At 61.6% G+C, this 22,356-nt stretch carries 22 protein-coding genes and 1 pseudogene; 17 read left to right on the forward strand and 6 right to left on the reverse strand.

Annotated features, from left to right (window positions below):
• Positions 1-184 precede the first annotated feature (184 nt).
• The 3 genes from ABWV64_RS11225 (at position 185) to ABWV64_RS11235 (ending at position 2,647) form a co-directional block, all read left to right on the forward strand.
• Positions 185-925 (forward strand): YebC/PmpR family DNA-binding transcriptional regulator, encoded by a 741-nt coding sequence (locus ABWV64_RS11225; RefSeq protein ID WP_353345216.1) that lies wholly within the window; start codon positions 185-187, stop codon positions 923-925.
• Positions 926-1,040: 115 nt separating this feature from the next.
• A complete protein-coding gene (locus ABWV64_RS11230; protein ID WP_353345218.1) occupies positions 1,041-1,670 on the forward strand; it encodes a LysE/ArgO family amino acid transporter in 630 nt (209 codons plus the stop codon).
• A gap of 77 nt (positions 1,671-1,747) precedes the next feature.
• Positions 1,748-2,647 carry a DMT family transporter gene (locus ABWV64_RS11235; RefSeq protein WP_353345220.1) on the forward strand — a complete coding sequence of 300 codons (900 nt, stop codon included), beginning with the start codon at positions 1,748-1,750 and terminating at the stop codon, positions 2,645-2,647.
• 9 nt (positions 2,648-2,656) lie between these two features.
• Here the strand turns inward: ABWV64_RS11235 and choV are convergent, their stop codons facing one another.
• The 3 genes from choV to choX form a co-directional block, all read right to left on the reverse strand.
• The gene (gene choV / locus ABWV64_RS11240; protein WP_353345222.1) at positions 2,657-3,685 is read right to left on the reverse strand and encodes a choline ABC transporter ATP-binding protein; all 1,029 of its coding nucleotides are present in this window, start codon (positions 3,683-3,685) and stop codon (positions 2,657-2,659) included.
• Between the two features lie 2 nt (positions 3,686-3,687).
• Entirely contained in the window at positions 3,688-4,530 is an 843-nt protein-coding gene (choW, locus tag ABWV64_RS11245) for a choline ABC transporter permease subunit (RefSeq protein WP_502902648.1), read from the reverse strand.
• Positions 4,531-4,616: 86 nt separating this feature from the next.
• Positions 4,617-5,531 carry a choline ABC transporter substrate-binding protein gene (gene choX, locus ABWV64_RS11250; RefSeq protein ID WP_353345224.1) on the reverse strand — a complete coding sequence of 305 codons (915 nt, stop codon included), beginning with the start codon at positions 5,529-5,531 and terminating at the stop codon, positions 4,617-4,619.
• 94 nt (positions 5,532-5,625) lie between these two features.
• Here choX and betI point away from each other — a divergent pair.
• The 6 genes and pseudogenes from betI to ABWV64_RS11280 all read left to right on the forward strand — a co-directional run.
• Positions 5,626-6,183, forward strand: a pseudogene (gene betI / locus ABWV64_RS11255) (choline-binding transcriptional repressor BetI); the annotation flags it as partial.
• Between the two features lie 116 nt (positions 6,184-6,299).
• On the forward strand, positions 6,300-7,811 hold the full coding sequence (gene betC, locus ABWV64_RS11260) for a choline-sulfatase (protein ID WP_353345226.1): 1,512 nt from the start codon (positions 6,300-6,302) through the stop codon (positions 7,809-7,811).
• Positions 7,812-8,018: 207 nt separating this feature from the next.
• Positions 8,019-9,473, forward strand: a complete 1,455-nt coding sequence (betB, locus tag ABWV64_RS11265) for a betaine-aldehyde dehydrogenase (RefSeq protein ID WP_353345228.1) — start codon at positions 8,019-8,021, stop codon at positions 9,471-9,473.
• A gap of 22 nt (positions 9,474-9,495) precedes the next feature.
• Positions 9,496-11,154: a choline dehydrogenase gene (betA, locus tag ABWV64_RS11270; protein ID WP_353345230.1), complete on the forward strand. Its 1,659-nt coding sequence runs from the start codon at positions 9,496-9,498 to the stop codon at positions 11,152-11,154.
• Between the two features lie 50 nt (positions 11,155-11,204).
• A complete protein-coding gene (locus ABWV64_RS11275; protein ID WP_353345233.1) occupies positions 11,205-11,768 on the forward strand; it encodes a hemerythrin domain-containing protein in 564 nt (187 codons plus the stop codon).
• A gap of 78 nt (positions 11,769-11,846) precedes the next feature.
• Positions 11,847-12,083, forward strand: coding sequence for an HP1242/YdcH family protein (locus tag ABWV64_RS11280; protein WP_353345235.1), 237 nt, complete (start codon positions 11,847-11,849; stop codon positions 12,081-12,083).
• Between the two features lie 68 nt (positions 12,084-12,151).
• On the opposite strand, the gene ABWV64_RS11285 is transcribed toward ABWV64_RS11280, so the two are convergent.
• The gene (locus ABWV64_RS11285) at positions 12,152-13,552 is read right to left on the reverse strand and encodes a helix-turn-helix domain-containing protein (protein ID WP_353345237.1); all 1,401 of its coding nucleotides are present in this window, start codon (positions 13,550-13,552) and stop codon (positions 12,152-12,154) included.
• A 108-nt stretch (positions 13,553-13,660) separates the two neighbouring features.
• Positions 13,661-14,881: a multidrug effflux MFS transporter gene (locus ABWV64_RS11290; RefSeq protein ID WP_353345239.1), complete on the reverse strand. Its 1,221-nt coding sequence runs from the start codon at positions 14,879-14,881 to the stop codon at positions 13,661-13,663.
• Between the two features lie 311 nt (positions 14,882-15,192).
• Between ABWV64_RS11290 and ABWV64_RS11295 the strand changes: the two genes are divergently transcribed.
• From ABWV64_RS11295 to ABWV64_RS11330, 8 genes are all read left to right on the forward strand, one after another.
• The gene (locus ABWV64_RS11295) at positions 15,193-16,725 is read left to right on the forward strand and encodes an acyl-CoA carboxylase subunit beta (protein ID WP_353345241.1); all 1,533 of its coding nucleotides are present in this window, start codon (positions 15,193-15,195) and stop codon (positions 16,723-16,725) included.
• Between the two features lie 44 nt (positions 16,726-16,769).
• Entirely contained in the window at positions 16,770-17,138 is a 369-nt protein-coding gene (locus tag ABWV64_RS11300) for a hypothetical protein (protein WP_353345243.1), read from the forward strand.
• Positions 17,131-17,544 carry a DUF6497 family protein gene (locus tag ABWV64_RS11305; protein ID WP_353345245.1) on the forward strand — a complete coding sequence of 138 codons (414 nt, stop codon included), beginning with the start codon at positions 17,131-17,133 and terminating at the stop codon, positions 17,542-17,544. Before ABWV64_RS11300 ends, ABWV64_RS11305 begins: the two co-directional genes overlap by 8 nt.
• Positions 17,545-17,758: 214 nt before the next feature.
• On the forward strand, positions 17,759-17,902 hold the full coding sequence (locus ABWV64_RS11310; protein WP_353345247.1) for a hypothetical protein: 144 nt from the start codon (positions 17,759-17,761) through the stop codon (positions 17,900-17,902).
• Positions 17,903-18,034: 132 nt separating this feature from the next.
• A complete protein-coding gene (locus ABWV64_RS11315; protein ID WP_353345249.1) occupies positions 18,035-18,382 on the forward strand; it encodes a hypothetical protein in 348 nt (115 codons plus the stop codon).
• A 430-nt stretch (positions 18,383-18,812) separates the two neighbouring features.
• The gene (locus ABWV64_RS11320) at positions 18,813-19,016 is read left to right on the forward strand and encodes a hypothetical protein (protein WP_353345251.1); all 204 of its coding nucleotides are present in this window, start codon (positions 18,813-18,815) and stop codon (positions 19,014-19,016) included.
• Between the two features lie 138 nt (positions 19,017-19,154).
• Positions 19,155-21,200 (forward strand): acetyl-CoA carboxylase biotin carboxylase subunit, encoded by a 2,046-nt coding sequence (locus tag ABWV64_RS11325; RefSeq protein ID WP_353345253.1) that lies wholly within the window; start codon positions 19,155-19,157, stop codon positions 21,198-21,200.
• A gap of 4 nt (positions 21,201-21,204) precedes the next feature.
• The gene (locus tag ABWV64_RS11330; RefSeq protein ID WP_353345255.1) at positions 21,205-21,747 is read left to right on the forward strand and encodes a hypothetical protein; all 543 of its coding nucleotides are present in this window, start codon (positions 21,205-21,207) and stop codon (positions 21,745-21,747) included.
• A gap of 10 nt (positions 21,748-21,757) precedes the next feature.
• Here the strand turns inward: ABWV64_RS11330 and ABWV64_RS11335 are convergent, their stop codons facing one another.
• On the reverse strand, positions 21,758-22,189 hold the full coding sequence (locus tag ABWV64_RS11335; RefSeq protein ID WP_353345257.1) for a DUF4174 domain-containing protein: 432 nt from the start codon (positions 22,187-22,189) through the stop codon (positions 21,758-21,760).
• Positions 22,190-22,356 lie beyond the last annotated feature (167 nt).

Raw genomic sequence — 22,356 nt, forward strand, 5'->3', positions numbered from 1 at the left:
CGCGCGCCATACCCATGCCCCGCTTGCCACCCATCCCCATGGTGCGCGGCATGGTTGCTCAGGGCGCGCCCGTGCCGGCGCGCCCTGTTCCATATGCCCCGATATGCGCTGGCGCGGGGTTGCACGAGACGCGCCCCATGGCATATAGGATGGCCAAACAGTAGCATATCCAAGGGGTCCACTTATGGCCGGCCATTCCAAATGGGCAAACATCCAGCACCGCAAAGGGCGTCAGGACAAGCTGCGCGCCAAGCTTTTCTCGAAACTGTCCAAAGAGATCACCGTCGCGGCAAAAATGGGCGACCCCGATCCCGATAAAAACCCGCGCCTGCGTCTGGCCGTCAAAGAGGCGAAATCCTCCTCGGTGCCCAAGGATGTGATCGAACGCGCGATCAAGAAATCCATGGCGGGCGAGGGCGAGGATTACGAAGAAATCCGCTATGAGGGCTATGGCCCGGGCGGCGTGGCGGTGATCGTCGAGGCGATGACCGACAACCGCAACCGCACCGCCTCCTCGGTGCGCTCGACCTTTACCAAAGCGGGCGGCAATCTGGGCGAAACCGGCTCTGTCGGCTTTATGTTCGACCGCAAGGGCGAGGTGACCTACCCCGCCTCCGTGGGCGACGCCGACACGGTGATGATGGCCGCCATTGAGGCGGGCGCCGAGGATGTGCAAAGCTCCGACGAGGGCCATGTGATCTATTGCGCCGATACCGATCTCAACGAGGTCGCCACCGCGCTGGAGGCCGATCTGGGCGAGAGCGAGAGCACCAAACTGGTTTGGGTGCCCAATATCAGCACCGAGTTGGACCTTGAGGGCATGGAAAAGCTGATGAAGCTGATTGATGCGCTTGAAGATGACGATGACGTGCAGCGCGTCACCGCCAATTTCGAAGCCTCCGACGAGGTCATGGCGCAGCTGTGATCCGCCGCGCAATCCCTTACGGCAGGGCGCTTCTTCGCGGGGCGCCCTGTTTGCATTTTGCCGCCCGCGCGGGGGCGCGGCGCGCTTTGCGCGTTGCGGCGGCAAGGCGGGCCTTGTGACGGCGGGGGTGACGGCGGGGCTGACGGCATCGGCTGCGGCGGGGTTCTGGCTCGGGCTGTCCTTGATCCTCGCCATCGGCGCGCAAAATGCCTTTGTCTTGCGGCAGGGATTGGCGCGCTCCCATGTCTTTGCGGTCTGCCTGACCTGTGCGCTGTCGGATGCGATTTTGATCGCGGCGGGGGTGGCCGGATTTGGCGCGCTGAGCAAAGCCGCCCCGTGGATCGAGCCGCTGATGCGCTACGGCGGCGCGGCGTTTTTGTTGGTCTACGGGCTGCGCAGCTTTGCCGCCGCATGGCGCGGGGGGCAGGGCGGGCTTGAGGCCGCATCGGGCGCGCGGGCCTCGCTGGGCAAGGCGCTGGCGACCTGCTTGCTGCTCACATGGGCCAATCCGCATGTCTATCTCGATACGGTGGTCTTGCTGGGCGCGGTCTCGTCCAATTACACCCCGCGGGCGGGCTTTGCTGCGGGCGCGATGACGGCCAGCTTCGTGTTCTTTTTCGCGCTGGGCTACGGGGCGCGGCTTTTGGCACCGCTCTTTGCCCGCCCCCTGACGTGGCGCATTTTCGAGGCCGGTATCGGCGCGGTGATGTGGGCGATCGCGGTCAAACTGGCGCTGGGCGGCTAGGGCGCGCGCCTCTTGCGCCGCCCGCGCTCGGCATTTTGCGGCTTTTCCACCCGCCGCGCCTCTGCTAGAAATCCGCTATGCAAAATAATAATCCGCAGCCCATCAAGGGCATTCTTTGGATGGTTTTGACGGGTCTGCTCTTTGTTGGCGTCACCGCGATTGTTCGTATCACCGGTCCCCAAGTCCCCGCAGCCGAGGCGGCGTTCTTGCGCTATTCCATCGGTTTGGTGTTTTTGCTGCCGCTCATGCGCCCCTTGATGCGGGCCCGCCCCACTGTGCGGCAGATCAAGGTTTTCGCCCTGCGCGGCGCCTTTCACACCGTCGGCGTGGCGCTGTGGTTTTACGCCATGGTGCACATCCCGCTACAGGATGTGACGGCGATGAATTACCTCTCGCCGGTCTATGTGACCTTGGGCGCGGCGCTGTTTTTGGGCGAGAAGCTCGCGTTGCGTCGGATATTGGCGATTGCGGTGGCTTTGGTCGGGGTGATGATCATCTTGCGCCCTGGTGTGCGCGAGGTCGGCGACGGGCATCTGGCGATGCTGATCGCGACCATGGCCTTTGCGGGCTCCTTCCTGACCGGCAAAATGGTCTCGGACGAAAGCGATCCGGCGCTGGTGGTGGCGATGTTGTCGGTCACCGTGGCCATCGGGCTGGCGCCTTTGGCGGCGCTCAATTGGGTCACGCCCACATGGACGACCTTGGGGCTTTTGACCCTCACGGCCTTTGTCGCCACCTTGGGCCATTACACCATGACCTTGGCCTTTGCCGCCGCGCCCCTGACGGTGACACAGCCGGTCACGTTTTTGCAACTGATCTGGGCGGTCGCCCTTGGCACCACGTTTTTCGGCGAGGCCTTCGATCTGTGGGTGCTGGTCGGCGGCGCGGTGATCCTTGGCGCGATCAGCTTCATGACGTGGCGCGAGGCGCAGATCAACCGCCGCGTCACCCCGACCGCCACGGCGACCAAGGTCTAGGCCCGCGCCCTATCCGCGCGGGTCGAGCAGTTTGGCCAAAATCTGCCCGCGCGTGATCACCCCGATCAAGGCGCCGCCCTCTTCGACGCCGATATGTTTCTGCGCATCATCCGTCGCCGCCATCACCTCGCGGATCGGCAGGTCGGCGGCCACTGTGATCTCGGGGCGTGCATCGCCCGCAGGTGCCATGACATCGCGCGCGCGCAGCACGCCGAGCGGGTTCATATGGGCGACAAATTCGGCGACATAGTCATTGGCCGGCGCGGTGAAAATCTCTTGCGGGGTGCCGCATTGGATGATCCGTCCGCCCTCCATAATGGCGATGCGATTGCCGATCTTGAAGGCCTCATCAAGGTCATGGCTGACGAAAATAATCGTGCGCTGCAATTGCTTTTGCAGGCTCAAAAGCTCGTCTTGCAAATGGGTGCGGATCAAGGGATCGAGCGCCGAAAACGGCTCGTCCATCAGCAAGATCGGCGCTTCGGTGGCAAAGGCGCGGGCCAATCCGACGCGTTGCTGCATGCCGCCGGACAATTCGCCCACCTTGCGATCCGCCCAATCGGACAGCGAGACGAGGTCGAGCTGTTTCTTGACCGCCTCTGCGCGTTCGGCGCGCCCCATCCCAGACAGTTCCAACCCCAGCCCGACGTTCTCTTCGACGCTGCGCCACGGCAGAAGGCCGAATTGTTGGAACACCATCGCCACGCGGCGCTGGCGCAGGTGGCGCAGGGTCTTGGCATCGCTGCTGCCGACCTCGATCATGTGATCGCCATCGTTCACGCGCACCGCGCCGCGCGCCACGGGGTTGAGCCCGTTGACCGCGCGCAGCAGCGTGGATTTGCCCGAGCCCGACAGGCCCATGAGCACCAAAATCTCGCCCTCTTTGACGCTGAGCGAGCAATCATGCACGCCCAGAACCTGCCCCGTCGCCTCTTGGATATCGGCGCGGCTTTGCATCTCGTCCATCAAGGGCAGGGCGCGTTCGGGCGCCTCGCCAAAGACGATGGAAACCTTGTCGAATTCTACTGCTGTGCTCATGATCAACGCTCCACCCGCAACATGCGGTCAAGCATGATCGCCACCACCACGATGATCAATCCGCTCTCGAAGCCGAGCGCGGTGTTGACCTGTCCGAGCGCGCGCATCACCGGCACGCCCAGCCCGTTCGCCCCCACCAAGGCCGCGATCACCACCATCGACAGCGACAGCATGATCGTCTGGTTCAAACCGGCCATGATTTGCGGCAAGGCATAGGGCAATTCCACCTTCCACAGCTTTTGCCGAGGCGTCGCGCCAAAGGCTTCGGCGGCCTCCAAAAGCGGCGTCGGGGTCGAGGCAATGCCAAGCTGCGTCAAACGGATCGGCGCGGGCAGCACAAAGATCACCGATGCGATCAATCCAGGCACCATGCCGATGCCGAAAAACACAATCGCAGGAATGAGATAGACAAAGGTCGGCAGGGTTTGCATCAGGTCCAGAACAGGGCGCAATGTGCGGTATAATTTGGGCCGGTGCGCCGCCGCAATCCCGATCGGAACGCCCACCCCCATGCACACGACACAGGCCGACAGGACCAGCGTCAAGCTTTGCGTGGTTTCCTTCCAATAGCCTTGGTTGAGGATGAACAAAAATCCGAGCAGCACGAAAAGTGCCGTCTTCCACGAGCGTTGCAACACATAGGTCAGCGCCACAAAAACCGCGATCACGATCAAGGGATGCGGGGTTTGCAGCACCCATAAAAACGCGTCGATCATCGCCTCCAATGCGGCGGCCAGCCCGTCAAAGACCACGGCTCCGTTGTCTTGCAAAATGTCGAAAAATCCTTCGGCGACTTTGCCGACGGGGATTTTGCTGGAGGTGATCCAGTCCAAGATGGAATCCATGCGCGCGTCCCTGTTTTGGTTTTTGTTTTTAGAGGCTTAGATATGAAAAGGGCGCGCGTCCCGAAGGAGGCGCGCCCTGATCGGGCTTAAAGGCCGAGGGCCGCTTTGACCGCTGGCAACCCCTCGGCGCCGTCTTTGGTGCTCACCCCGTCGAGCCACGCGTCCAGCACATCGCCGTTCGCCTTGAGCCACGCCATTGTCGCGGCGTCGGGGTCCATACCTTCGTCGAGGATCTGGCCCATGATCGAGTTTTCCATCGGCAGCGAGAATTTGAGGTTGGCAAGGAATTTGCCCACATTGGGGCATTCGGCGGCATAGCCCTTGCGCGTCACGGTTTCGACCACGCCCTCACCGCCAAAGAAATCCTCGCCGCCTGGCAGGTATTTCAATTCGAAATTGGCGTTCATCGGATGCGGCTCCCAGCCAAGGAACACCACGTCATCGCCCTTTTTATAGGCGCGTTTGACCTGTGCCAGCATGCCTTGCTCGGAGCTTTCGATCACCTCGAAGCCCTTGAGCCCGTGGGTGTCGGCCTCGGCCAGCGAGACGAGGTAGCCGTTGCCCTCATTGCCCGGTTCGATGCCGTAGATTTTGCCATCAAGGCTCTCGCGGAATTTGGCGATATCGGCGTAGGATTGCAGGCCCTTGTCATAGGTATAGGCGGGCACGGCGAGGGTGTATTTCGTCCCCGTCAAATTGACGCCGACGGATTCGATCTCGCCGCTTTCGATATAGGGGGTGATGGCACCGGCCTGCGCGGGCATCCAGTTGCCCAAGAACACATCGACATCATCGGATTCCAGCGCCGCAAAGGTCACTGGCACCGAGAGGATTTTCACCTCGACGTCGTAGCCCAAGGCCTCCAGCACATGTTTCGTGGCCGAGGTCGTGGTGGTGATATCGGTCCAGCCGACATCAGAGAAAGTCACCGAGCCGCAATCGGCAAGGGCGGGGCTGGCGGCCACAAGGGCCAGAGCGGAAAGAGTGGATTTGAGTGTCATGGGTCGCTCCCTGAGTTGGCGATTTTTATTGATTGACGAGTCAATCAATGAACAATATCGAGAAGAAAGCAAGGGTCTAATAGAGGTGACAACGATGCCTAAGCTCGGGATGGAACCTATCAGGCGCGCGGCGCTTGTAAAGGCGACGATTGCAGAGATCGGCGCCGCCGGAACGCTCGACGTGACGGTCGGCAAGATCGCGCGCCGCGCGGGCATGTCCACCGCTTTGGCGCATCATTATTTCGGTGGAAAGGACCAAATCCTTCTGGCCGCCATGCGCCATATCCTTGTGATGTTCGCCGATGAGGCGCGCGGGCGGATCGCGGCGGCCAAGACCCCCGCCGCGCGGCTCGATGCGATCATCTGCGCCTCTTTCGCGCCGTCGAATTTCAGCGAGGACGTCATCGCCGCTTGGCTCAATTTCTACGTTCTGGCGCAATCGAGCGAGGAAGCGCTGCGCCTGTTGACGGTCTATCGGCGCCGCTTGCAATCCAATCTCACCCACGCCTTGCGCCCCTTGGCGGGCGAAGCCGCCGCGCAAAAGGCCGACCTGATCGGCGCGCTCATTGACGGGGTTTACCTGCGCCAAGCCCTGCGCAGCGATGCGATGGGCGGGGCGGCGGCGGTGGCGATGCTGCGCGGGGCGGCCGAGGATATGCTCGCGCCGATCAAAATCGCCGCGCCCGAGTGGTCCCAAGACGCCGCCCAAAACGCCCAAGATGCCAGCCAAACCGCCCCCCTAACCGCCCCCCGAAAGGACCCGCGCCCATGAGCCGCCCGAATATCTTGATCTTTATGGTCGACCAACTCAACGGCACGCTCTTTCCCGACGGGCCTGCGGACTGGCTCCATGCGCCCAACCTCAAAAAGCTCGCCGCCCGCTCCACGCGGTTCAAAAACGCCTATACTGCCTCGCCGCTTTGCGCCCCGGGGCGCGCGTCGTTCATGTCCGGCCAATTGCCCAGCCAGACCGGCGTTTACGACAATGCCGCCGAATTTGCATCCTCGATCCCGACCTACGCGCATCACCTGCGCCGCGCGGGCTATCAAACCTGCCTGTCGGGCAAGATGCATTTCGTCGGCCCCGACCAGTTGCACGGTTTCGAAGAGCGCCTGACCACCGACATCTACCCGCCCGATTTCGGATGGACCCCCGATTACCGCAAGCCTGGCGAGCGGATCGATTGGTGGTATCACAATATGGGGTCGGTCACCGGATCGGGCGTCGCCGAGATCACCAACCAGATGGAATATGACGACGAGGTCGCCTATCACGCCACGCGCAAGGTCTATGATCTGGGCCGCGGGCTGGATGCGCGCCCGTGGTGCCTGACCGTCAGCTTCACCCATCCGCATGACCCCTATGTGGCGCGCAAAAAATACTGGGACCTCTATGAGGATTGCGCGCATCTGTTGCCGCAGGTGCCCGCGATGGATTACGCCGATCACGACCCCCATGCGCAGCGGATTTTCGACGCCAATGACTGGCGCAATTTCGACATTTCCGAAGACGATATCCGCCGCTCGCGCCGCGCCTATTTCGCCAATATCTCCTATCTCGACGATAAGATCGGCGAGGTGATGGAGGCGCTGGAGACCACCCGCCAAGAGGCGATCATCCTCTTTGTCTCCGATCACGGCGATATGCTGGGCGAACGCGGGCTATGGTTCAAGATGAGCTTTCTCGAAGGCTCGGCCCGCGTGCCCGTGATGATCAGCGCCCCCGAGATGGAGGCCGGATTGGTCACCGCGCCGGTGTCCAACATCGACATCTGCCCGACGGTTTGCGATCTGGCGGGGGTGAGCATGCAAGAGGTCATGCCATGGACCAGCGGCGAGAGCCTCAAACCCTTGGGTCAAGAAGGCGGCACGCGCCGCTCGCCCGTGGCGATGGAATATGCCGCCGAGGCTTCCTATGCGCCGATGGTCGCCTTGGTCGAGGGGCGGTATAAATTCACCGCCTGCGCGCTTGATCCGGACCAATTGTTCGACCTTGCCGCCGATCCGCATGAGCTGACCAATCTGGCCGGCGATCCGGCCCATGCCGAGACCTATGCGCGGCTCAAACACATGGCGGCGCAGCGGTGGGATCTGGAGGCCTTCGACGCCGATGTGCGCCAAAGCCAAGCGCGCCGCTGGGTGGTCTATGAGGCCTTGCGGCAGGGCGGCTATTTCCCGTGGGATTACCAGCCGCTGCAAAAAGCCTCCGAACGCTACATGCGCAACCATATGGATTTGAACGTGCTCGAAGAGAACCAAAGGTTCCCGCGCGGCGAATAACCAAGGCGCGGCGGGGCAGGGCGGGGCGGCAGGCGCCCCCGCGCCGCTCGCTAGAGGCGCCAAACCCCGCACCCGAGCGCGCGATACCCGCCCGAAACCGCGCCGATACCAGACCGAAACCGCACCGACGCAATACCGACGTTTTACCGACGCAATACCGACAGGGCCAAACGCCCGCTCTTTGCCCCTTTGAGAAAGCCGCCCGATATGACCGTGATCCAACCCGCCGCCAGCCATTTTATCAACGGAGCCTATGTCGAGGATACGCGCGGCACGCCGATGCCCGTGCTCTATCCCGCCACCGGAGAGACCATCGCAACCCTCCATGCGGCGACCCCGCAACTGATTGAAAAAGCGATAGAATCCGCCAAGGCGGCACAGCCCGCATGGGCCGCTCTGTCTGGCACCGAACGTGGCCGCATCCTGCGCCGCGCCGCCGATATTTTCCGCGCGCGCAATCACGAATTGTCGGTGCTCGAAACCTATGACACTGGCAAACCCTTGCAAGAAACCCTCGTCGCCGACGCCACCTCCGGCGCCGATGCGCTGGAGTATTTCGGTAGCCTTTCCAGTAGCTTAACCGGCGAATACATCCCCCTTGGCGGCGATTGGGTCTATACCATCCGCGAGGCTTTGGGCCTGTGCGTCGGCATCGGCGCATGGAACTACCCCACCCAGATCGCCTGTTGGAAAGCCGCCCCCGCCTTGGCCTGCGGCAATGCGATGATCTTCAAACCCTCCGAGGTGACCCCGCTGTGCGCCTTGAAGGTCGCCGAAATCCTCTCGGAGGCGGGCCTGCCGGACGGAATTTTCCAAGTATTACAAGGCGCTGGAGAGGTCGGCGCGCCGCTTGTCACCGACCCGCGCGTGGACAAGGTCTCGCTCACCGGATCTGTTCCGACGGGGAAAAAAGTCTACGCCGCCGCCGCCGCACAGATGAAACATGTGACGATGGAATTGGGCGGAAAAAGCCCGATGGTGGTCTTTGAGGACGCCAATATCGACGATGCCGTGGGCGGCGCGATCTTGGGAAATTTCTATTCCACAGGCCAAGTTTGTTCAAACGGAACAAGGGTTTACGTCCACGCCTCGATCCGCGACGTATTCCTCAAACGGCTCAAGGAGCGGCTCGGCGCGGTGGTGATGGGCGATCCGCAAGACGAGGCGGTCAACTTCGGCCCCATGGTCTCGGCAGCGCAGCGCGACATCACCCTCTCCTATATCGCCAAGGGCCAAGCCGAAGGCGCGACCCTGTTTCACGGCGGCAAAGCCGTTGATGGCAAAGGGTTTTTTATCGAGCCCACGGTCTTTACCGATGTCACCGACGAGATGACCATCGCCCGCGAAGAGATTTTCGGCCCCGTCATGTGCGTGCTTACCTTCGAGGAAGAGGCCGAGGTCATCGCCCGCGCCAATGCCAGTGATTACGGCCTCGCAGCGGGGGTTTTCACCGCGGATCTGACCCGCGCGCACCGCGTCGTCGGCGCGCTGGAGGCGGGCACCTGTTTCATCAACACCTATAATCTCGCCCCCGTCGAGGTCCCTTTCGGGGGGGTGAAATCCTCCGGTGTCGGGCGCGAGAACTCCAAGGCGGCGATCGAACATTACAGCCAGCTTAAATCCGTCTATGTGGCCATGGGCCCCGTCGATGCGCCGTTCTGATACCGCATAAGGGTCCTGATCCATGACAGCAGATTACATCATCGTCGGCGCGGGCAGCGCGGGCTGCGCCATGGCCTACCGCTTGGCCGAGGCAGGCAAGACGGTCACCGTGATCGAACACGGCGGCAGCGACGCAGGCCCCTTCATCCAGATGCCTGCGGCGCTAAGTTATCCAATGAATATGGGGCTTTACGATTGGGGGTTCCAATCGCAGCCCGAACCGCATCTGGGCGGGCGCCGTCTTGTTTGCCCGCGCGGCAAGGTGATCGGCGGCTCCTCCTCGATCAATGGAATGGTCTATGTGCGCGGCCATGCGCGCGATTTCGACCATTGGGAGCAAAGCGGCGCGGCGGGCTGGTCCTATGCCGATGTGCTGCCCTATTTCAAACGGATGGAAAGCGTGCATGACGGTCAGGATCCGGCCTATCGCGGCACAAACGGCCCTTTGCATATCTCGCGCGGACCGCGCAGCAACCCGCTGCACGAGGCTTTCGCCACCTCGGCGCGCCAAGCGGGCTATGCGCTGACCTCCGACTATAACGGCGCCGCGCAAGAGGGCTTTGGCCCGATGGAGCAGACGATCTACAAAGGCCAACGTTGGTCGGCGGCCAATGCCTATCTGCGCCCCGCGCAAAAGACCGGCAATGTCGAGGTGATCCGCGCGCTGGCCCTGCGCATCGTCTTTGACGGCAAACGCGCCGTCGGCGTCGAGGTCGAGCGCAAGGGCGCACGCGATATTTTGCGCGCCGGCGCCGAGGTGATTATCGCGGCCTCGTCGATCAACTCCCCGAAATTGTTGATGCTTTCGGGGATCGGCCCCGCCGCGCATCTGCGCGCGCATGGCATCGAAGTGATCGCGGATCGCCAAGGGGTGGGGCAGAATTTGCAAGACCACTTGGAGGTGTATTTCCAGATGGCGGCGAGCCAGCCGGTGACCTTGTTCAAATATTGGAAGCTGGTTTGGAAGGGGCTGATCGGGGCGCAATGGCTGTTCACGCGCCGCGGGCTTGGCGCGTCGAACCAGTTTGAAACCGCAGGGTTCATCCGCTCCGCCGCCGGTGTCGATTATCCCGATATCCAGTTCCACTTCCTGCCGCTTGCGGTGCGCTATGACGGCAAGGCCGCCGCCGAGGGGCACGGGTTTCAAGCCCATGTCGGCCCGATGCGCAGCGCCTCGCGCGGGGCGGTCACGCTGGCCTCCGGTGATCCCAAAACCGCGCCGCAGATCGCGTTCAACTATATGTCCGAAGACAGCGATTGGCGCGATTTTCGCGCCTGTATCCGGCTGACGCGCGAGATTTTCGGCCAAGAAGCGCTGGCGCCCTTCGTCAAACATGAAATCCAACCGGGTGCAGAGGTGCAATCGGATGCGGCGATTGATGATTTCATCCGCGAGCATGCCGAAAGCGCCTATCATCCATGCGGCACCTGCAAGATGGGCGACCCCGCGGCCCCCGATACCGTGGTCGATCCGCAAGGCCGCGTTGTGGGCGTGCAGGGGCTGCGCGTCGCCGACAGCAGCATTTTCCCGCGCATCACCAACGGCAACCTCAACGGGCCGAGCATCATGGTGGGCGAGAAAATCGCCGATGCGGTTTTGGGGCGGCAATTGCCGCGCGACACCCACGCGCCGGTGATGGCGCAAGACTGGCGCGAGACGCAGCGCTCGGCGCACATGTGATGTGCATTTGCGCCCTTGGGCGCGGCGGCGCGCGCGGTTAGATTGCGCCTATGAGCGAAGACAACAACATCGAGACCCGCGCGGGTCTGCCCGAGCATCTGCGGGTCTTGGCGGATAAATATCCGCGCGAGATCTGGCAGGGACATCCCAACTTCAACGAGCTGACCAGCTTTTGGTTGGAGCGCCATTTGATGTTCCGGCAGGTCTTGGGCAAGCTGCAAGAGGGCAGCGCCGAGTTTCTGGACGGGCGCGCGCCGCGCTATGTGCCCGAAATGGCGCGCTACACGGGGTTCTTGCTTGAGCAATTGCACGGCCATCACAATATCGAGGACCACCATTATTTCCCCAAATTCAAGCCCTTCGACGCCCGTCTTGATGCGGCCTTCGACTTGCTGGATGCGGATCACCATGCGCTGGACGGGCAGATGAATGCCTTGGCCGAGGCCTCCAATGCGGTGATCGGCGCGGCGCAATCGGGCGGCGATGTGATCACGGCGGCGGGGCATTTGTGCGAGGTGCAAGGCGGGTTTGAACGCTTCCTCAATCGCCATCTATGCGACGAGGAAGAGGTCATCGTGCCGATCGTTCTGGAATATGGCGACGAGATCACCTGAGCGCTTGATCGGGATCAAAGTGGGGGCGCAGGGATCGGGTTAGGCTTTGGTCAAACGCGATAAGAAGGAGACAGCGAGATGAGCCATACCCCCCATGAGTTGCACGAGGAATTCCCCCAGTTTGCGGATAAAATGACCGAGTTGAAGGCCGCCGACGCGCATTTTTCCAAGCTGGCGGATGAGTACCACGAGATCAACCGCGCCGTGCACCGCGCCGAAACGGACATCGAGCCGACCTCCGATCTGACGCAGACCGAAATGCGCAAAAAGCGCGCGGCTTTGAAGGACGAGATTTATCAGATTTTGTCTGTATAAACCGGCCTTGTTTGAACCCCAAAAGGGCGCTCCATCATTGGGCGCCCTTTTTTGCATCGCCGCCCGCGTCAGGCGACCTCATAGGGCAGAATGCCGCGCGTGCCTGCCTCGACCTTGAGGCGGCGCTCCAGCGGCGGGACCGAGCGTTGATGGCAGGTCGCGCGTTCGCAGATGCGGCAGGAAATGCCAATCGGTTCAAAGGCTTGAGGCATCTGCAAATTCAACCCGTCGGCATAGACCAAAGCATCGGCATGGCGCACCTCGCAGCCCAGAGCAATCGCATAGCGCCGCACCGGCGCGCCAAAGGAGCCGCCCGATTTCGACACATCGCGCGCGAGGCTGATGTAGCGAACGCCGTCAGGGGTTTCGGCCAGTTGGCGCAAAAACCGCCCCGGCGTTTCAAAGGCGCGGTGCACATTCCACAAGGGGCAGGCGCCGCCGAAACGGGCAAATTGCAACCGTGTGGCCGAATGGCGTTTGGTGATGGTGCCGGCCTGATCAACGCGGACGAAAAAGAACGGAATACCTTTGTTTCCAGGGCGTTGCAGGGTCGACAGCCGATGCGCGACCTGTTCGATCGAGGCGCCGAACCGCACTGCCAGACGCTCCAGATCATGGCGCATCTCGTTGGCGGCGGTCAGAAAGGCGGTGTAGGGCATCAAAGCCGCCCCCGCAAAATAATTGGCCAGCCCGATTTTGGCGATGTCGCGCGCCTCGCTTGATTGGAACCGCGCCAGATCGAGCGTCGCCTCGATGAGCTGTTCTTGCTCCAGAAGCGCCACCTGCAACAGCATTTGAAAGGTCTGGGTTTGCGGCGCGGCAGAGGAGGAAATGCGCAGCAATTTCGCCTCGGGATCAAATTGGCGCAGCTTGTCCATATCGGCAAATTCGACCCGCACACCCGCATGGCCCAAGGCCTTGATCGCGGCGAGGCGGATGTTGGTCGGCGCACCGCCAGGGGCGGCGAAATGCTCTGCGGCAACATCCACCGCATCGATGTAATTGTCGCAATAATGGAAGAAATCGCGCACCTCGTCCCACGGGCTGGGCTGTGTGCGGGCATCTTCGCGGCCCAAAGCCTCATCCAGCGAGGCAAGGCGTTCATGGGTCTGGCGGTAAGCGCGGTGTAGCTCCAAAAAGGCGCGCGCCAGCGTCGGCGCATTGGAGGCGGTCAGGCGCAGATCGGCCAAGGGCGGCGCGATCTCGGCAAAGACCGGATCGGCCAGCGCCTCGCGCATGTCAGAGACGAGGCGTTCCGCATCACCGGTCGATAACTCTGTGACATCAAAGCCGAATTCCTGCGCCAGCGAGAGCACCACAGTGGTCGACACCGGCCTGTTGTTGTTCTCCATCTGGTTCAGATAGGGCAAGGACACGCCAAGTTTTCCGGCAAAGGCTTTTTGGGTCAGCCCCAGCCGCGAGCGCGTTTCGCGCAGCTTGGTGCCTGCGTAGAGTTTTTGCGTTGTCATGGTGCCGCTTCTGCCTGCCCTTGCCTTGGAAAACCTTCATCAAGGTTAACTTTGCAAAACACGGTTAACAAGCTGCTAACTCCGGCCGGTGACGCGGCAAAAAATGCGCTAGGGCATGATTTGTTTTTCGCGCCGCATGACGTAGAGGATCGACGCCAGACCGGCAAAACCCGACAGCACCATAAGTATCAGCAGAGGTGTCGCCCCCGTGCCCGGATGCAGCAGCACGCCCGCGATGGCCGAGAGCGCCGCCCCGCCGCCGATCATGATCGACGCGCCCAGCCCCGAGGCCGTGCCCGCCAGATGCGGGCGCACCGAAAGCATCCCCGCCGTAGCATTGGGGATGGTCATACCGTTGCCCAGCCCGACGAAACACATCAGCCCAAAGAAGGTATAGACCGTGTCATGGCCGGTGCTGTCGATGATCAGCGACAGCCCCACGCCGAAGATCGTGAACAATAGCCCGACAATCACCATTGCATTGATCCCGAAGCGCGTGGAATAGCGCGCCGAGAGGAAATTGCCGACGAAATACCCCACCGAGGGCGCGCCGAAAAACAGCCCGAGCATCTGTGGATTGAGGCCGTAAACCATGCTGCCCACAAAGGGCGCCCCGCCCAGATAGGCAAAAAACGTGCCCGATCCGAGGGCGGAGGCGAGGCAATAGCCCCAAAACCGCCGCGAGGTCAAAAGCTCGGGGTATTGGGCGAATTGCTGGCCCAATGTGTTGCCTGAACGGCCGCCGGTTTCGCCCAGATCGAAATAGGAGAGCGCCAGAACCACAAGGCCGACCCAGAAGAGCAGCCAGAAATTCGACTCCCATCCCAAAGTGCCGTCCAAAAGCCCGCCGATCGCAGGTGCGGCCATCGGCACGACCGCCATGCCCATAGTGACATAGGCGATCTGCGAGCTGGCCTTTTCGGGGTCCGAGACCATATCGCGGATCACTGCCCGCGACAAAACCATGGCGGCGGCGGTGGTGGCTTGCAGCATCCGGAAAAACAAGAACCAGCCGACGCTGGGCGCATAGATGCAGCCTAAACTGGCAAGGCAGAAAATCACCGTGCCCCAGATGATCACCGGCCTGCGCCCGATCATATCGCCGACGGGGCCGATCATAATCTGCAAGATTGCCGAGAAGCCCAGATAGATGCCAACCGACAGGCCCATAACCCCCGTCGAGGTGCCAAAATGCGCCGCCATCGACGGGAGCGAAGGCAGATACACGTTGATCGCGAGGGCCGAGATGCTGGCCAGCAAAACCAGCGTCAGGATATGTGGCGGGGTCGAGCGGCGCAAAAATTGCGCGGCGGGTAATGAATTGTCCATTGGGTGTGATTATGCCTGTGCATGGGGCCTTGTCCATCGCTGTGCGGTTTCTACGGGGAGCGCATTTGCACAGCCATGCCGCGCCTTGTGCACAGTTCCTTCGCGTCACGTTTCGGTCTGCGCGCAGGAGCGCCGAGGGGGCGGGCACACAGGGCCACCGATCACGCCAAAAGCCGCGGCTTCGCGTCAAGAAAATTAGCAAATTTGCAATTTGCAGCAATATGATATTCTTGAATTTGCAAATTTGCGCAATTCCGCTTTAGCGCGCGCCGCGCCATGTGTATGGTCCGCGCAAACAAGAGGGGAATTCCATGAAAGATATCCTGCAAGAATTGAACGAACGGCGCGAAGTCGCGCGTTTGGGCGGCGGACAAAAGCGTATTGATGCGCAGCATTCCAAGGGCAAATTGACCGCGCGCGAGCGTATCGAATTGTTGCTCGACGAGGACAGCTTTGAAGAGTTCGACATGTTCGTCACCCATCGCTGCACCGATTTTGGCATGGAAAAACAAAAGCATGCTGGCGATGGCGTGATCACCGGATGGGGCACCATCAATGGCCGTCTCGTTTATGTCTTCTCTCAGGATTTCACCGTTTTCGGCGGATCGCTCTCCGAAACACACGCGCAAAAAATCTGCAAAATCCAAGACATGGCGATCCAGAATGGCGCGCCGGTGATTGGCTTGAACGACTCGGGCGGCGCGCGCATCCAAGAGGGCGTGGCCTCGCTTGCAGGTTATGCCGAAGTGTTCCAGCGCAACATCATGGCCTCGGGCGTGGTGCCGCAAATCTCGGTGATCATGGGGCCATGCGCGGGCGGCGCGGTGTATTCCCCCGCGATGACCGACTTTATCTTCATGGTCAAAGACAGCTCCTACATGTTCGTCACCGGCCCTGACGTGGTCAAAACCGTGACCAACGAGCAAGTGACGGCCGAAGAATTGGGCGGGGCCTCGACCCATACCAAGAAGTCCTCGGTCGCCGACGGGGCCTTTGAAAACGACGTCGAAGCGCTCGCCGAAGTGCGCCGCTTGGTCGATTTCTTGCCGCTCAACAACCGCGAAAAGCCCCCCGTGCGCCCCTTCTTTGACGAGCCGGGCCGTGTGGAGCAAAGCCTCGATACATTGATCCCTGAAAACGCCAATGCGCCCTATGACATGAAGGAATTGATCCTCAAGGTCGCGGATGAGGCGGATTTTTACGAGATCCAAGAGGATTTCGCCAAAAATATCATCACCGGCTTCATGCGCCTCGAAGGCCAGACGGTTGGCGTTGTCGCCAACCAGCCGATGGTGCTCGCGGGCTGCCTCGATATCGACAGCTCGCGCAAGGCGGCGCGTTTTGTGCGCTTCTGTGATGCCTTTGAAATTCCGATCCTGACGCTTGTCGACGTGCCCGGATTCTTGCCCGGCACCAGCCAAGAATACGGCGGCGTCATCAAACACGGCGCGAAATTGCTCTTTGCTTATGGCGAGGCGACCGTGCCGAAGGTGACCGTCATCACCCGCAAAGCCTATGGCGGGGCCTACGACGTGATGGCCTCCAAACACCTGCGCGGTGATTTCAACTATGCTTGGCCCACCGCCGAAATCGCGGTGATGGGCGCCAAGGGCGCGACCGAGATCATCCATCGCGGCGATTTGGGTGATGCTGAGAAAATCGCGGCCCATACCAAGGACTATGAAGACCGTTTCGCCAACCCCTTCGTGGCGGCGGAAAAAGGCTTCATCGACGAGGTGATCCAACCGCGCAGCACCCGCAAACGGGTCAGCCGCGCCTTCGCCTCCCTGCGCGGCAAAAAACTGGAAAACCCGTGGAAGAAACACGACAATATCCCGCTGTAAGGCGGGGTATCGACGTGGTTTTGGATCGATAAGGGGCACAGCGCATGGCGCGGCACAGATGGCATATCCTGCGCGACGATGCGTCGGTGACAGTGGCTCGGCATTTGCCGGTGCGGCTTGATCTGGCGGTCGAGGCCTGTGTGCCATTGCCCGCGTCGCAACCCGTGTCGCGGGGCCGCGTGGCGCATCAAATCCGCCAAGACATGTGGCGCGCCTTGCAAGACTTGCGCGGGTTCTCCCCCGTGGTGCGCGTGGCGCGCGAGGGCGATGTCTTGCGCGTGACGGCGGGCGGGCGTTTGGCGGCCAAAGTCGGGGCAGGGGGCGCAGAGGCGGCGCTTGCCACGCTGTTGGAGCGCGCCGATCTGCGCGCCCGCTGGATCGCCCATGCAACAAGGCGCGCCGCCCATGCATAGCCGCGCGTTCAAAGCCATTTCATTCGCCGCCATCCTGAGCGTCCTGACGGGCGCGGCGGCCACGGCGACGGGGCAGGAGGAGCCTCTCGCCGTGCCTTCAGGACAGCCGGTAGAATTTGTCGAAATGCTCTGGGACCGTCCGGGCGGCGGGCTTGTCTATCGCTTCCGCTTTCTTGCGCCGCAGATCAGCGCGGGCATGGGGTTCGAGCAGTCGGCGGCCGATATGGAATATCTGTGCCGCGAATTTGCGCTGCCGCGTGTGGCCAATACCGGCCCGCAGCCGCGCCAGATCATCATCTCCTTGGCCGATCGTCCGGTTGAATTCGGCGTCACCGATGCCGACGCGGTTCAGTATTTCGAGGCTTACCGCGTCGAAAACGGCGGCTGTATCTGGGAGATGTTTTGATGCTGCCACAATATCTAGCAGCTCTAGCGCGGGCTGGCCGCCGTGATGCGGCTTTCGCATCACAGGGCGCGGGCTTGTTGGTGCCCGCATATCCAAAAATGCCATTCTCGTCTATGATCGACGCAGGTCCCGTGGTGGGGCCCAAACCCGAAATGGGGAAGATGCCGTGCGCGAAACGCACGCGCAAAGCAGTAGATAGAGACAGGAGTTTCATATGTCCAAGAGCGTCAAAGCCTTGCTGGCCCTCAGCCTCGTTGCCTTTGTGGCAGCCTGCGCCAAGCAAGCCGAAGAAGAATATGTCATGGTTGATCCCGAGCCGATCTCCATGGAACCGACCTACACGGGCAAGCTCAAATAAGCTTGCACGGCTAAGCAGGGGATCGGCGCCAGCGCCGGTCCCGACCGCCGCCTTGACCACCGCCATGGTGCGGGTCAGCCTCGCGGCCTCGTCGCAACCGCGCCTCATGCGCCCCATTTTGGAGGGCGCGGCATGATCAAACATCGCGGCTTCCCCGGACGGCTTCCGGGCACTGATTTTCAATTTGTTATACGCCGCGGCAACCCGCGCGGGGTCACGCCGCTCAAACGGCTCGAACGTCGTCCGGACCGGCGCCCTGCCGACCGGCGCGCGGATGCGGGTTTCATGCAAGCCCTGTGGGATCATTTTGGCACCGAGCCCTTTGAGCGCGGCAATCTTGATGCGGGGCGGCTGAGCTGGCTGTTCGGGCGCGAGGTCATCCCCGCCGAAGACCCCTTCGATCATGAAAGCTATGAGGCCTTGCTGCGCATCGACCCGCAGGCGGTTGCCATCTCCTTTCCCGATGTCATGGAAGATTGATGCGCGGGATTTCGCCACATATCCAGCCCGATCAGCGGCTTAGCGCCTGTTTCGGCCCGCGCGCGGCGCAGGGCTTGGCGCGCGCAGGCCTGCGCGGCAGGTTGGCCTTCGTGACTGTTGCGCCAGTGTTTGGCGCTTTGACTGTTTGTCAAAACCGTTACCCTTCCCTTGGGGGGCGGTTTGGTATGTCCCCATGCCAACCGCCCCGCCTTTTTTCCCTGCCGTCCTCTGGCTTGCCAAACATGCGCAAACATGCGGCCGGACGCGCGCCGGATCGGCGCCTTTCCGCCGCGCCGCGCCGCAAATGGCAGAGCCTTGCCGAAAAAAATATCGCTGCAAACAAAGGCTTTACGGAACCTTTTGGATGTTCATTGGTTACCTTGACAACATCTCCCGCTGGGGCGGGAGGATTTTTTCAAGGAGCAGGCACATGCAACTTCACAAATGGATTCTCGCAGGGGCTGCGGCCCTCTCGCTCAGCGCATGCGGCGACACCTTCGGCGAACAGGCCGTTCTTGGTGCGGGCGCGGGCGCAGGCACGGCGGTTGCCACGGGCGGCGACATTACGACCGGCGCGGTTATCGGCGCTGCGGCCAACGTCGCCTATTGCCGCAAATACCCCTCGCGCTGCTAAGCGCGCGGCGCTCATTCATACGCACGGCCTCGCGCTGTGCGATCCTTATGCGACCATCGGTGCCCGCGGCGCCGGTGGTCTTTTTGTTGCCAATAATGCCGGCGGCTCGCGCCGGCCAAGAACCTGAAGGGACGACAGATGTTCAAAAAGATCCTGATTGCCAACCGAGGCGAGATCGCCTGCCGCGTCATCAAGACCGCGCGCAAAATGGGCATCCAGACCGTGGCGGTCTATTCCGACGCGGATAAAAATGCGTTGCATGTGTCGATGGCCGATGAGGCCTATCACATCGGCCCGCCCCCCGCGAACCAATCCTACATCGTGATCGACAAGATCATGGAAGCGATCAAGGCCACGGGCGCCGAAGCCGTCCATCCCGGTTACGGCTTTTTGTCGGAAAACAGCAAATTCGCCGAAGCGCTCGCCGCCGCTGGCGTTGCCTTTATCGGGCCGCCCGTGGGCGCCATCGAAGCCATGGGCGACAAGATCACCTCGAAAAAACTGGCCCAAGAGGCCAAGGTCAGCACCGTTCCCGGTTTCATGGGTTTGATCGATGATGCGGATCATGCGGTGAAAATCTCGAACGAGATCGGCTATCCGGTGATGATCAAGGCCTCTGCGGGCGGCGGCGGCAAGGGCATGCGCATCGCGTGGAACGACGAGGAGGCCCGCGAAGGCTTCCAGTCGTCGAAAAACGAGGCGGCCAACTCTTTCGGCGATGACCGGATTTTCATCGAGAAATTCGTCACACAGCCCCGCCACATCGAAATTCAGGTGCTCTGCGACAGCCATGGCAATGGCATCTATCTGGGCGAGCGCGAATGCTCGATCCAGCGGCGCAACCAGAAGGTCGTCGAAGAAGCGCCCAGCCCCTTCCTCGACGAGGCGACCCGCAAAGCCATGGGCGAGCAGGCCGTGGCATTGGCCCAAGCGGTGGATTATTCCTCGGCGGGCACGGTGGAATTCATCGTCGATGGCGAACGCAACTTCTACTTTTTGGAGATGAATACCCGTTTGCAGGTGGAACATCCCGTCACCGAATTGATCACCGGCGTCGACCTTGTGGAGCAGATGATCCGCGTGGCCTACGGCGAGAAGCTGGCGATGACGCAAGACGATGTGAAGCTGACCGGCTGGGCGATTGAAAACCGCCTTTATGCCGAAGATCCTTATCGCGGCTTCCTGCCCTCGATCGGCCGTCTGTCGCGCTATCGTCCGCCCGCCGAGCAAGCCTCCGGCCCGCTACTGGACAATGACAAATGGCAAGGCGATGCCCCTGCGGGCGCCGTGGCCGTGCGCAACGATACCGGCGTCTATGAGGGCGGCGAAATCTCGATGTATTACGATCCGATGATCGCCAAGCTTTGCACATGGGCACCGACCCGCGAGGCGGCGATCGAAGCCATGCGCAACGCGCTGGACGGTTTCGAGGTCGAAGGCATCGGCCACAACCTGCCCTTCCTGTCGGCGGTGATGGACCATGAGATTTTCATCAAGGGCGAGATGACCACCGCCTTCATCGAGGAGCAATATCCCGAAGGCTTCGAAGGGGTTGAGCTTGCCGAAGAGGCGTTGCGCAAGATCGCCGCCTCCTGCGCCGCGATGCACCGCCTTGCCGAAATCCGCCGCACCCGCGTGTCGGGCCGGATGGACAACCACGAACGCCACGTGGGCGAGAACTGGGTCGTGAGCCTGCAAGGGCAAAGCTATCCGGTGACCATCGCCGCCGATCACGACGGATCGACCGTCACCTTCGAGGATGGCACCGCGCATCGCATCGCGTCGCAGTGGACACCGGGCGATCAATTGGCCGTGATCCATGTCGATGAGGGCAGCCTTGTGCTCAAGGTCGGAAAAATCTCGGGCGGGTTCCGTATCCGCAGCCGCGGCGCCGATCTCAAGGTGCATGTGCGCACCCCGCGTCAGGCCGAATTGGCCGCCTTGATGCCTGAAAAGGTCGCGCCGGACACGTCCAAACTGCTGCTTTGCCCGATGCCTGGTTTGGTGGTGAAGCTCGATGTTGAAGTCGGCGACGAGGTCCAAGAGGGGCAAGCCCTGTGCACCATCGAGGCGATGAAGATGGAAAACATCCTGCGCGCCGAGAAGAAATCCATCGTCACCAAAATCAACGCGGCGGCGGGCGACAGCCTCGCGGTAGACGAAGTGATCATGGAGTTCGAATGATCCGATGACCCTGTGCCCCTCCCATATCGGCCGCCGCGTGCAGCGCTTTGCAGCGTTGTCGTGCATGGCCTTGGGGGGGGCGCTCTTACTGGCCGGATGTGACCGTCACGACGAGGCGGATTTGCGCGCGGCCTTGGAGCGCTGGTTCTATCTTGGCGATCCGGCCTATTTCGCCTCCAGCGCCAATTGCACGGCGGCGATGTATAAGGCGCGCACCTATGATGTGAAATCGGCGCTGCGCACCGAAAACAGCGTCGAAGGCGCGATCTACGGCTACAAGCAAAGCGGCACATTCGCGCTTTACCGCGCGCGCATCAGCCCCGATCAGGCCTTTATCGACACGATGAATGCCGACCGCAAGCTGGGGATATTGATCCAAGCGGCAGGGCTTGAGGGCAAAAGCTGCATGGACGAAACGGTCACCAGCGCCTTTCACTATGCGCTGTCCAACCCCGAAGGGGTGATTGTCTATGACGGCGATCTGGGCGGTTTGGCCTTGCTCGATCCGCGCACACGGCTGGTGATTTTCGCCAGCGGGAGCCGCTAGAGATGCGCCGTTACCGCTTCATTTCCTCTTGGCGCATCGGCATCTTGTCGATGCTGCGGCTGAGTTCACGCACATTCCACGGCAAGGGTTTGCGCAGCTTGACGCCGCCGTCCTTGCCGATCAGCACCAAGGCAAATCCGCGCGGGCGCAACTCTTCGCGCAGGGCGCTGCGCGTCTCGGGGTCCGTGTCGATGATCACCACCACGTCGCGCTCGGCAAGCTGCGCCGCCCCTTCCTCCAAAAGCGCCATCTGGCGCAGGAAGTCGGGGTTCAGGGGGCTGTCGGAAAACACCAAAAGCGGGCGTTTTATCCATTTGAATTCGTTCAAATTGTCGACATTTTCCGCTGGCACAGGGGCAAACACGCCCTCTTGTGCGCCGCTTTGGGCCGCCCCGAGTGAGCCGGTAAAGAGTATGAAAACAAAGGATAAGAGGTATTTCATCGGTGCTCCTTGCCCCATGCATATAGGGCGTCTTCGGCCCCATTCTAAGGCCTTAACGCGGCAAGAGCCGAAAATTTTAACATTAAGCGCTTCATAGGAGGTCGGACAGAAGATGAACACACAAGTTCTCTCTTGGTCGCCTTGGGCGGCCCTTATGATAAAGGCTC

Origin of the sequence: Litorivita sp. NS0012-18, from assembly GCF_040371945.1 — a bacterium.
Taxonomy (GTDB): domain Bacteria; phylum Pseudomonadota; class Alphaproteobacteria; order Rhodobacterales; family Rhodobacteraceae; genus Litorivita.